This window comes from Pseudomonas sp. MPDS, from assembly GCF_013283895.1.
GTDB classification, from domain to species: domain Bacteria; phylum Pseudomonadota; class Gammaproteobacteria; order Pseudomonadales; family Pseudomonadaceae; genus Aquipseudomonas; species Aquipseudomonas rhizophila.
In genome coordinates, this window is record NZ_CP054128.1 from 4,705,443 (window position 1) to 4,716,931 (window position 11,489).

The 11,489-nt window shown below is 59.5% G+C and carries 10 protein-coding genes and 1 pseudogene; 6 read left to right on the plus strand and 5 right to left on the minus strand.

Annotation, left to right across the window (positions count from 1 at the left end; genetic code table 11):
- Positions 1-61: 61 nt before the first annotated feature.
- A pseudogene (ltrA, locus tag HQ912_RS20645) lies at positions 62-1,758 on the minus strand (group II intron reverse transcriptase/maturase).
- Between the two features lie 1,228 nt (positions 1,759-2,986).
- On the opposite strand from ltrA, the gene HQ912_RS20650 reads away from it, so the two are divergent.
- Both HQ912_RS20650 and HQ912_RS20655 read left to right on the plus strand, forming a co-directional pair.
- Entirely contained in the window at positions 2,987-5,041 is a 2,055-nt protein-coding gene (locus HQ912_RS20650; protein WP_047227936.1) for a S9 family peptidase, read from the plus strand.
- A 150-nt stretch (positions 5,042-5,191) separates the two neighbouring features.
- Positions 5,192-5,665: a cyclic nucleotide-binding domain-containing protein gene (locus HQ912_RS20655; RefSeq protein WP_047228036.1), complete on the plus strand. Its 474-nt coding sequence runs from the start codon at positions 5,192-5,194 to the stop codon at positions 5,663-5,665.
- A gap of 160 nt (positions 5,666-5,825) precedes the next feature.
- Here HQ912_RS20655 and HQ912_RS20660 read toward each other — a convergent pair whose 3' ends face one another.
- A complete protein-coding gene (locus HQ912_RS20660) occupies positions 5,826-6,110 on the minus strand; it encodes a hypothetical protein (RefSeq protein ID WP_173407240.1) in 285 nt (94 codons plus the stop codon).
- Between the two features lie 78 nt (positions 6,111-6,188).
- Here HQ912_RS20660 and HQ912_RS20665 point away from each other — a divergent pair, with 78 nt between their 5' ends.
- The 4 genes from HQ912_RS20665 to HQ912_RS20680 all read left to right on the plus strand — a co-directional run bounded on the left by HQ912_RS20665 (position 6,189) and on the right by HQ912_RS20680 (position 8,475).
- Positions 6,189-6,875 carry a spermidine synthase gene (locus tag HQ912_RS20665; protein ID WP_173407241.1) on the plus strand — a complete coding sequence of 229 codons (687 nt, stop codon included), beginning with the start codon at positions 6,189-6,191 and terminating at the stop codon, positions 6,873-6,875.
- 48 nt (positions 6,876-6,923) lie between these two features.
- Positions 6,924-7,298, plus strand: coding sequence for a YajD family HNH nuclease (locus HQ912_RS20670; RefSeq protein ID WP_003184246.1), 375 nt, complete (start codon positions 6,924-6,926; stop codon positions 7,296-7,298).
- A 252-nt stretch (positions 7,299-7,550) separates the two neighbouring features.
- Positions 7,551-8,021 (plus strand): RNA methyltransferase, encoded by a 471-nt coding sequence (locus HQ912_RS20675; RefSeq protein WP_003184248.1) that lies wholly within the window; start codon positions 7,551-7,553, stop codon positions 8,019-8,021.
- A gap of 76 nt (positions 8,022-8,097) precedes the next feature.
- Complete coding sequence (locus HQ912_RS20680; RefSeq protein WP_047227940.1) at positions 8,098-8,475, plus strand: DUF2892 domain-containing protein; 378 nt, start codon at positions 8,098-8,100, stop codon at positions 8,473-8,475.
- A gap of 98 nt (positions 8,476-8,573) precedes the next feature.
- On the opposite strand, the gene HQ912_RS20685 is transcribed toward HQ912_RS20680, so the two are convergent.
- The 3 genes from HQ912_RS20685 to HQ912_RS20695 form a co-directional block, all read right to left on the minus strand.
- Complete coding sequence (locus HQ912_RS20685; protein ID WP_173407242.1) at positions 8,574-9,803, minus strand: hypothetical protein; 1,230 nt, start codon at positions 9,801-9,803, stop codon at positions 8,574-8,576.
- A gap of 31 nt (positions 9,804-9,834) precedes the next feature.
- Positions 9,835-10,284, minus strand: a complete 450-nt coding sequence (locus HQ912_RS20690) for a YcgN family cysteine cluster protein (RefSeq protein ID WP_047227942.1) — start codon at positions 10,282-10,284, stop codon at positions 9,835-9,837.
- A 262-nt stretch (positions 10,285-10,546) separates the two neighbouring features.
- Positions 10,547-11,479 carry a D-2-hydroxyacid dehydrogenase gene (locus HQ912_RS20695; RefSeq protein WP_173407243.1) on the minus strand — a complete coding sequence of 311 codons (933 nt, stop codon included), beginning with the start codon at positions 11,477-11,479 and terminating at the stop codon, positions 10,547-10,549.
- Positions 11,480-11,489 lie beyond the last annotated feature (10 nt).

The following is an 11,489-nucleotide window of genomic DNA, read 5'->3' on the forward strand; positions in this document are numbered from 1 at the left end:
TACTGGTCTGCCTCCCCCTAAGAACCGTACGTGCGCCTTTCAACGCATACGGCTCAAGTCTTTAGAAAGCCCCTTGCGGGGCCGGCTTGTTCACTGTCAATCCACGGCTGTGTAGCTGTTGATGACAAACTGGGTGCAATAGTACTCGGTTATCCAAGGTGTCTCCACCGCCTTGGGAGCGGTGGATAATATGATGGTCATGCCATCCGCTATCCTTGGTGATTGGCTGCTTACACTGCAGACACAGGCCTTTTTGGCCTTGGAAGAGCCGCACGATTTGCTTCCGGTACTTCAGTTTTTGAGCATCCGTTCCATCCGCAGTTTCTCGCCCACTACCTCCATGGAAGGATCAAAGGGGTTGTATCCCCCGCTCACCTTTCGATGCCGCTCAATCGGAGTACTCGCGAGCGAGTACAACGATACTACCGTTTTCACCCCGTTTGTCTTCAAGACCGTGGTAGCGAATACCCAATTTCGGCCTTCATGAGTCAGGAAATATCTTCCCCTGATCCATGAAAGCGACTTGTTGGGATGTCGCCGTTTTGCCCAATGCCACAAGGCATGGAAAACCAGATTATCCATTCGGCTATACGCTTTCTTGGCAACCACTGGCTGGTGATACAACGCCCAGCCTTTGAGTATCGGATTAAGCCGTCGGATTAGATCCTCTTGCTTCATCGTTTTGTTGGTGTTGATGACCTCCTTCACCTTGCGATAGAACGCTTTCGAGTTCTTCTTGCTCGGCTTGATCAGGAGCTTTCCATCGTACTTACGGAAATTCCATCCCAAGAAATCGAAGCCCTCATCAATGTGAACCACGCGGGTTTTCTCGAGTGACAGCTGCAGCCCTCGCACTGCGAGAAACTGCTCAACCCAAGGTCTGATCTCGTTTTCGAGCATCTCTTTAGAGCTACCGGTAATCACAAAGTCATCCGCGTATCGCACCACATTGATTTTCAGCTTCTTGGCCCGTGTCACGCCCAGGTGTTGCTTGAGCTGTGACTCCAGTCCGTCCAGCACCAAATTTGCCAAGGTGGGCGAGATAATCCCGCCCTGTGGCGTACCGGCATCCGTTGCCTGTAGCTGGCCTTTATGAATCACACCAGCCTTCAACCATTTCCGGAGGATCTCCTTGTCCGTGGGGACGTGGGCGATCAGCCAGTCATGGTTGATGTGATCGAAGCAGCCTTTGATATCCGCCTCCAATACCCATTGGGCCGAAACCCTCTTGGATAAACAGACGAATAGCTGACCCATCGCATCCGCCGTGGAACGCTCGATCCGAAAGCCGTAGCTGTTCGGATCGCCGGTGGTTTCTGCGATGGGCTCCAAGGCCAGCAGATGTAACGTCTGCATGGCCCTGTCGGTCATGGTTGGGATGCCCAGTGGACGTTCCGTCCCATTCGACTTCGGAATGAAGACACGTCTTAGAGGCCGTGGCTTATATCCGTGACGCTTCAACCCATTGGCCGCTTTCCATTTTGCATCGGGTGTATCCCAGAGCACGCGGTCGACTCCCGCCGTGCGCTTACCCTGGTTTTCAGTGACTCGCCGTGTGGCCAAGTATCTGGCCGAACGAGAGCGGGTCAGCATCCGTTGCAGGGCTTTCACCCTGCGCCAATTACCTTCCCGACAAGCCTTCGCAATCCGTATCTGCATCGCCCGGACATTCCGCTGAACACGACACCAGTCGATGTCGTGCCAATGCTGCGGAGCGCCGGAAGGCGCAGACACGGCCGTGTGGCTATGTACTTTCATGCTGCCTTCCTCTCAAAAATGCCTGAGCTGAAGACGTACGCATTCCCTGACGGGAATGGACGCTCCCGCCAGGGCTGGATCAGTAGGAAACCGCAACCGCCGGTTTCTAGGATTATTGAGACAGGTTCAATCAGAGTTCATGCGACGAAAGACCACGCAGAAGTCTGCCCGGTTTCCCGTGAGGTTATGTTCCAACCTCTATCCGAACCATTACAGCTCGGCGTTCGCTTTCTCTGCGATCCCATACCCGCATAGCCAACAGCTCCCCTTGCGGTTCACCTGCCCGAAGGCAGCTATACGGGCTTACCACGTTCCCTGCCTGTCACACGATTGGTTTAGGGTCCGTCTTTTCGCCGGTGATCCTTATGACGACGTGCCTCCAGCCTATACAGAGGCATCCGACCACTTGCCTTTTGGCTCAAGCCTGACAGCAGTTTTGGCTTGTTTATAATTACGACGTTTATCGACGATTCACATCTGTTACCCATGCCAACCAGCCTGGCGCCTCAACCCGGTACTGCTCCGAGCATCTCTGCAAATACCTCGCGGTATATTCAGACCCGTAAGGGGCTACGTTGTCGGAAAAGCTTCACACCTCACCGTTGCCGATGTCGCATGTTTTCCTAGGCTATCGTTGGTCGCACAACGAGTCCGCTGCTACCTCAGAAGCAAGATAGTTGGACAATGACAGACAGAGCTTTCGCTCATGTCTTCGATTTGATTAGAGAAGGGCCTGATTGAAATAGCCCGCTCCGAGAAATCGTTACCTCCTGTTTCTAACGCAGGAAATAACCCCTGCGGGGATTATTTCCCGCAGGGTGGCGCCCTTAATTAGGGCTGGGATGAGCATGCACTCTCGAACCGGGAAACCCCGGTTCTTAGGTCGAATATTAGAGTGCGAATCGACCTGACATTGCCAACCGCCGCAGCGGCCAAACCCTTAAAGGCAAAGGGTTTCCGGGAGGATTTTGTTTCTCGGGATTGGGTACCCGGGCTTCGGTTCAAAGAACCCTTCAAGATGACCAGACACCTCGAAGCTGAAGACACGCTACGCGTGTCGCACATAGGCGCTTATAGTAACGGCTTTTCGCTCGTCAGGCTGCCCCGGCGTCTGTCGAGTGGTCTGTGCCGCAGTATCTGTCGGTTAATTTCTGCCGCCGCAGGTGGCTGACCGAACTAACCACACCGGCCATCAGTCCCTATTTCGTACAACGTTCGAGAGCCTTTCATGCCCCTATCTGCCCACGTTTGCAACGCCCCGATTGCCCGCAGGGACCCCGGTGTTGATCCCTACGCCTGGCTGCAGGAGCGCGACACCGACGCCGTGCTCGACTACCTCAAGGCTGAAAACAGCTATCAGGACGCGCAACTGGCTGACCAGGCCGAACTGCGCGAAACCCTGTTCCAGGAAATCAAGGGCCGGATCCTGGAGACGGATCTGTCCCTGCCTTCGCCTTGGGGTCCGTACCTGTACTACACCCGCACCACGGCCGGGGACGAATACCCACGTCACTACCGCTGCCCGCGTCCGGTGGACGACAGCCTGACGGTGGATGAAAGCCGCGAGCAATTGTTGCTGGACCCTAACGTGCTGGCTGGCGGCGGTTTCTTTTCCCTGGGTGCCTTCAGCATCAGCCCCGACCACCAGCGTCTGGCTTACAGCCTGGACACCACTGGCGACGAGATTTACACCCTGTTCGTCAAAGAGCTGGCCAATGACAAAGTCAGTGAACTGTCCTTTGAGGATTGCGACGGCAGCATGACCTGGGCCAATGACAGCCTGACGCTGTTCTTTGGTGAGCTGGATGACACCCATCGCCCGCACAAACTTTGGCGCTATCGCCTGGACGGAACGGCGGCCGAAGAAGTGTTTCATGAGCCGGACGGACGTTTTTTCCTGCATTGCTACCGTTCGAGCTCGGAAAAACAGTTGATCCTGTCCCTGGGCAGCAAAACCACCAGTGAAGTCTGGGTCCTGGACGCCACCCAGCCAGACCAGCCTTTCACCTGCCTGGCGCCACGGGTGGAAGACCATGAATACGACGTCGACCATGGTTTGCTCGACGGTCAGTGGAGCTGGTTGATCCGCAGTAACCGCGACGGGATCAACTTCGCGCTGTACCAGGCTGCCGACACGGGCCTGGCGCCGACCGAGGCCGACTGGCAGAACCTGATCCCCCACAGCGACACGGTGATGATCGACGGCCTGAGCCTGAACGCCAGCGCCATGACCCTGAGCCTGCGTGAAGGCGGCCTGCCCATCATCGAAGTTCACCCACAGGGTTTGCCGGCGTATCGGGTGCAACTGCCGGACGCGGCCTACAGCCTGCATGTGCAGAACAGCCTGGAGTTCGTCAGCCCCCGCATTCGCTTGCGCTACGAGGCGCTGAACCGTCCGGCACAGATTCGCCAGCTGGACCTGGCCAGCGGCGAACAGGTCGTACTCAAGCAAACCCCGGTCCTGGGTCCATTCGATGCCGATGACTACGTGAGCCAGCGGCTGTGGGCGACCGCACCGGACGGCACGCAGGTGCCCATCAGCCTGGTGGTCAAGCGCCAGGCCCTCGGCCAGCCGGTGCCGCTGTACCTGTATGGCTACGGCGCCTATGGCGAGAGCCTCGATCCGTGGTTTTCCCATGGACGGCTGAGCCTGCTCGATCGCGGCGTGGCGTTTGCCATTGCCCATGTGCGTGGTGGCGGTGAGCTGGGGGAAGCCTGGTATCGCGCCGGCAAGCAGGAGCACAAACACAACACCTTCAGCGACTTCATCGCCTGCGCCGAGCATTTGATCGCCAATGGCGTCACCCGCGCCGATCAACTGGCGATCAGCGGCGGCAGTGCCGGTGGCTTGTTGATCGGTGCGGTGCTCAATCAACGCCCGGATCTGTTCAAGGTCGCGATTGCCGAAGTGCCGTTCGTCGATGTGCTTAACACCATGCTCGACCCGGACTTGCCGCTGACCGTCACCGAATACGACGAGTGGGGTAATCCCGAGGAGCCCGCCGTCTATGATCGGATCAGGGCCTATGCCCCGTACGAAAACGTCAGCGCCCAGGCGTACCCGGCGCTGCTGGTGATCGCCGGTTACAACGACAGCCGCGTGCAGTATTGGGAAGCAGCCAAATGGGTGGCGAAATTGCGCGCCACCAAGACCGATGACAATCCCTTGCTGCTCAAGACCGAACTGGGCGCCGGCCACGGCGGAATGAGCGGGCGCTACCAGGGGTTACGTGACGTAGCCCTCGAATATGCATTTGTTTTGAAGGTTTTGGGGTTGGTCTGAGGAACTCCGTCGGATGGCCGGGTCTTAGCTCCATGCGCAGGGCTCTGATACCACCACCCAATGTGGGAGCAAGCCTTGCTCCCACAAAGGAATCGCCTTACATCCAAACCCTTGCAACCGCCCCAGACACAAGAAAAAGACCGTGACGACATGTCAGAACCAACCTTACTGAACAACGAAATCCGCGACTGGCTGATGGACTGCGGCCTGTTCGACCAGTTGCAGCCTGTCGACTTCGCCGCGGCGTCGGGCTACTTCAGCATCAGCGCCATTGCCCAAGGGGAAGCGATTTTCCGCGAGGGCGATGCCGGCAGCTTCATGTGCATCATCCATTCAGGGCAAGTGGCCGTGCAGAAAACCGGCCCCGACGGTCAACCCGTCACCATCGCCACGCTGCGCAGCGGCCGGGCATTCGGGGAAATGGCGGTGCTGGACGGAGAACGGCGCTCGGCCAGTTGCATCGCCGCCAGTGATTGCCAATTGCTGAACCTGGGCAAGGATTCCCTGGAAAAAATGCTCAACGATGCACCGAAGATCGCCGCCAAGATCATCCGCGCCCTCGCCGTTTCCCTGTCCAAGCGCCTGCGCATGGCCGATGGGCAGTTGTTGTCGCAGCAGGTTTAGCTCTCCTCTGTCAGTTGAAATGCAGAACCTGTGGGAGCGAGCCTGCTCGCGATAGCGTCGGATCAGCCAACATCAATGTTGACCGGTTTATCGCTATCGCGAGCAGGCTCGCTCCCACAAGTTTTTTGCCATTCAGTGATCTCATTAACAAGCATTGGGCCTACCCCCCCGGCGACTTGGCCTTCGGTGGTTTTGGCTCCATCCCTGGTATCGGCTGGTCCTTGGGCGGCTTGGGCATTTCGATTGGCGGTAGCAACGGCGGTCCGCTTCCGGGGCTGGGCGTGGGTACGCCGCTGGGCGTGACCGGCGGGTATGGCATCGGTGTGGGGGTGCCGGGCGAACCGGGAATGCTCGGTGGGCTCACCGGAATCGTGGGCTGCTGGGCCTGCACCCAACTTATCGAGAGCGCTGCCAGGGCAATGGCCGTTAGAATGGTGCGCGTCATCAATGGCTCCGTGGCGATTGTCTGTCTTCAGGCTAGTCCTTACCGCGCCGCTTTGCCCTTCCTTTGCATGAGACATCCATGAAACGTTTCGTTCTACTGGACACCACCCCCATCCCTGACAACGGCGGTGCCCTGTGCCTGTTCGAGTACGGCGACGACTTCGTCATCAAGATCCAGGGCGGTGACGGCGGGCAGTTGATGAATACGCGCATGCACGGGTCCGAAGACGCCCTGGCCGAGATTCCTTGCCGCAAGGTTGCCGGCCGTCCCGGCTCGCGCGTACTGATCGGTGGCCTCGGCATGGGTTTCACGCTGGCCTCGGCCCTCAAGCACCTGGGCAAAAATGCCGAAGTGGTGGTGGCCGAACTGGTGCCCGGCGTGGTGGAGTGGAACCGTGGCCCTTTGGGCGAAAAGGCCGGTCGCCCACTGTCGGACCCGCGTACCGTGATCCGCATGGAAGATGTGGCCAAGGTGCTGCAAGCCGAACCCCAGGGCTTCGACGCCATCATGCTGGACGTCGACAACGGCCCCGAAGGCCTGACGCAGAAAGCCAACAGCTGGCTGTATTCAGCCGGCGGCCTGGCCGCCTGCGCCAAGGCCCTGCGGCCCAAGGGTGTACTGGCAGTATGGTCGGCCAGCGCCGACCGGCAGTTTTCCGACAAGCTGAAAAAGGCCGGCTTCAAGGCCGAAGAGGTGCAAGTCTTCGCCCACGGCAACAAAGGCACCCGCCACACCATCTGGATTGCCGAGAAGCTCAAGGGCTGAGCTAAACTCTGTTCAACCGTCATCAGTCTTTTTTACAAAGGTGAACCCATGAGTTCGTCAACGCCACCATCCAACACCGCCAAGCTGGATCGCATCCTCGCCGATGCCCAGCGTGATCGGGAAATGGGTTACCGCGACAAAGCCCTGAAAATGTACCCCCACGTCTGTGGCCGCTGCGCCCGTGAGTTTTCCGGCAAGCGCCTGAGTGAACTGACCGTTCACCACCGCGACCACAACCATGACAACAACCCGCAGGACGGTTCCAACTGGGAACTGCTGTGCCTGTACTGCCACGACAACGAACACTCGCGTTACACCGACCAGCAATATTTCGGCGACGGCTCCCTGAGCACCCCGAAAATCGCCAAGGCGACCCACAACCCGTTCGCCGCACTGGCCGGGTTGATGAAAAAGGACGAGTAGCCAGCCATTGTGGCGAGAGGATTTATGTGGGAGCAAGGCTTGCCCGCGATGAAGCCAATGCGGTCTTTCAGAAACCGAGCCGGCTGTTTCGCGAGCAAGCTTTGCTCCCACAGGATTTTGCGAACAACACGAATCCACTGTGGGAGCGAGCCTGCTCGCGATGGCGATCTTCAGAGCAATACATCACCAGAACCGAGCCCAGCCCGGACATTCCCCGTATAATCGCGCCTTTTCCCCAAAGGCACCCCGCCCGTGGCCAACAAACGCTACAGCTGCATCGGTCTGTTCAACCCCAAGTCTCCGGAAAACGTCGGTTCGGTCATGCGCGCCGCCGGCTGCTACGGCGTGGCATCGGTATTCTACACCGGCAAACGCTATGAGCGCGCCGCGGACTTCGTCACTGACACCAAGAAAGTCCACTACGACATCCCGTTGATCGGCATCGATGACCTGAAAAAAATCCTGCCCCTGGGCTGTGTGCCAGTGGCCGTGGAACTGGTCGACGGTGCTCGTCCCTTGCCCGAATACACTCACCCGGACCGGGCGCTGTATATCTTCGGCCCGGAAGATGGCTCGCTGGATAAAGACATCCGTGACTGGTGCGAAGACGTGGTGTACATCCCCACCACCGGTTGCATGAACCTGGCGGCCACGGTCAATGTCGTGTTGTACGACCGCATGGCCAAAGGCAATAACACCCGTTCGGGGCCGCAATTCCGCTGATCGGTGCGCAATTGGATTGAACAAGGGAATCGCTCGGGCAGTCAGTTTTATACCAACCCCACACCGGAGACAGATCATGAGCGATAACAACCCGTTCGAGCCGATTGAGACCACCCCTTTCCAATCTCATCCGCCGCAAAACGTGCATGGCTGGGAACGCATTGGCTCATTGGCCGGCGGAGTCCTGATGATGGGCAAGGGCTTGCGCCGTGGAGGCGTGATCGGTTTGGCCCAACTGGCGATCGGCGGCATGGCCCTGGCGCGCGGCATCACCGGGCACTGCTCGGCCAAGACGTTGCTGGAAAAGAATCGTCAGAACCTGCACCACGCCCGTGCCCGCATCGAGCAGGCCGGTGATGAGCTGAGCCGCATGAAAGCCAGCGCCGAGGCCGCGACCAGCACGGCTACAGTGACGGGGAATGATTCGTTGAGTTCGCCGAAGGTTGGGCTTTGATTTTACTGGCTGATGGCCCCATCGCGGGCAAGCCTTGCTCCCACATATTGAGTGCAACGCTGGTCAATGTGGGAGCGAGCCTGCTCGCGATAGCGGTATTACTGAAGTAACCGAGTTTCCAGCACAGTAGAACTCTCCCCCAGAACGCTCTCGCTGAGCTGGACAAACTCCTGGGTATCAACCGTCTCCAGACGCATGGCGGCGTGCAGCACGTCATCGAGCGAGCGCTTGTTGCGGGTTTTCAAACGAATCTCGCGGTCCAGCTCCTGCAACAGCAACACCGCCTTGGCCACCGTCGCCGGGCGGACCTGCTCGCCACGCAAGGTGCTGACGCCTTTGCTGTCCCGAGCCAACCGGTCGTTCAGGCTCTGGTAGCGCTCATCACTCATGCCGCCAGCCCGGCGCAGCAATTCGATGGCGTAATACTCGGCCAACCCTTCGCTGATCCAGTCACTGCGCTCACGATCGTTGACGCGCGCCAGCATCTGCACCAACTCCCGCAACAACGGGCTATTGCCGCGTTCGCTGACCAGCGGCGGACGAGTGTGCAGATAAATCGATTCATGCCCGGCCTGGGCGCCACGCCACATCGGATCTGACGCGCCGATGATCAGCAGCTTGCCGGGATGACGCGGCACCAGCGCCTGCACTTGCGGCCAGACGAACGTCAGCAGCGTCAGCACATCCATCCGGCGCATGCCCTGGCCTTGGGGTGAGGCCACCGTCACCTCGGTCTCTCCCAGGCGTGTGCGACGGCTTCCGAGTTTGCCGGCGAGCATCCAGCCGGTGGGACGATCGAACAGCCGCGCGGGGTTGTCGATGCGAAAGCGTTGCTTGCCGATGCGCGGCCAGGCCGTTTCGATGCTTTTCCAGCCGTCGGGCAGTTCAAATTGCAAACGTGACACCAGCTCAGTGCCATCCTGCTGATCCAACTTGGCCGGCGGCACAAGATCGTCGCCGCGCAGAAGCCCCCATCCCGGGGTCATACGGGTTTCAAACGTACCGTTCTTGCGAGTATTACTGATGCGCACGCGATAGCTCAGGCTCGCCTTGTCGGCACTGGGACGCCAAACGCCGCGTGTGTCCTTGCCCGGGATGAGCTGCCATTGACCGTCGGCCTTGAAGTGGTTGTAGCGGCTGCCATCGCCGAGGTCGAAGTCCAGGCTGCGCACTGCCGAACCCCGCGCCAGGGTCAGGCGCACTTCGGCCTGATCGCTTTGCGGCAACAGGTGCACGTGATAATCCAGATCGACTTTCTGCGCCGCCCACAGCGGCCCGCACACCGCCCACAGCCCGGCTGCGAGCATCCTTTTCAATCCTGCTGCCATGGGTTCTCCCTGATGGTGCGATGCCCGGCATTCAGCCGGCGCGAAAAATCAGATGATCTTCCCAATCGTCCTCGGGCACGCTGCCTTCGGCCAGCATGCGCCCGGATTGGGAAATGCGTTCGTGGTGCACGGCATCGCGATCGCCACAGACCAGGTGGTGCCATAACGGCAGATCCTTGCCCTCACTGACCAGGCGATAACCGCAGGTCGGTGGCAACCATTTGAACTCATCGGCCTTGCCCGGTGTGAGCTGGATGCAATCGGGAACAAAGTCGCGGCGCCGGGAATAGTCGGTGCACTGGCAGGTTTTCAAGTCCAGCAATTTGCAGGCGATGCGCGTGTAGTAGACGCTGTTGTCGTCTTCGTCTTCGAGCTTTTGCAGACAGCACAGGCCACAGCCGTCACACAGCGATTCCCATTCCTGCGCATCAAGCTGATCGAGGGTTTTACGTATCCAGAACGGTTCGACTTTGGCGGCCATGGCTCAAGCAATCAGCATCAGATGGTGAAAAGGCCGTCAGTCTAGTGCCGGGGCCTCTTCAGGCCAAGCATGGGCGACTGTCGGTAGGACGTTGTGTTGGCGAAGTCCGTAAATGGATTGGCCGAGAACACCGATGGGGTGACCGCTGAAGATCACTGTGGGAGCGAGCCTGCTCGCGATAGCGCCGGATCAGCCAGCATTGATGCCGACTGGCAAACCGCTATCGCGAGCAAGCTCGCTCCCACAAGTTGATTGGCTCGGTCTAATATCCCCGATCGAAATCCACTTCCCCGCGCAAGGTCTCGCCGGCCTGGTAGGCCCGCAGGTTTTCCAGGAACAACTGCACCATCATCGCCGGCGACGTCGGTGCCGAGCTATGGCCGGTCAGCAGCAGGCCCCAGGCCGTCCAGAAAGGATGCCGCTGTGGCAACGGCTCCTGGCGGCAAACGTCAATGACCGCGCCGGCCAGGTGCCCTTCCTTCAAGGCTTGCACCAGATCGGCATCGACCACGGCCACGCCGCGTCCGACATTGATGAACAGCCCGGTGGGTTTGAATTGCCTGAACAGCGTCGCGTCGTATATATCGTGGGTGTCCGGCGTGTTGGGCAGCAGGTTGATCACATAATCCACCTCCCCCACCATGCGCGGCAGATCCTTCAGCGCCCCGACCTCAATGAACGGCGCCAGCTCCCGGGCTTCGCTGGCAATGCCATACAGCTGCACACCAAACGGCAGCAGGAACTGCGCTATCCGCTGGCCGATATCGCCGGTCCCAACGATCAGTGCCTTGCGCCCGGCCAGACTCTGGCCCTGACGGTTGTCCCACTTGCGCTCGACCTGGCTGACCAGCCGCGCCAGCACCTCGCGCTCATGACCGAGCATATAGGTAAGGACGTACTCGGCCATCACCTGGCCGAAAATGCCCACCGCACGGGTCAGGCGATAATCACGCGTCAAGCCCTCGGCCAGCAGCGGCGTGATGCCCGCCCAGGTCGATTGCAGCCACTGGGGCTGATGGCCTTGACGCAACAGGGTGGCCAGCAGATCGGGCTGGCCCAGCCAGACCGGGCAGTCGGCGGCCAGTCGCGACAGTTCGGCGGAGTCGCCACTGGTCAGGACTTGGATATCGGGTGCAGCCTGTCGCAGAAGCTGGGCGTACACCGCGTGATCGTGTTCGGCAATCAGAACGCGCATGGATCAAACC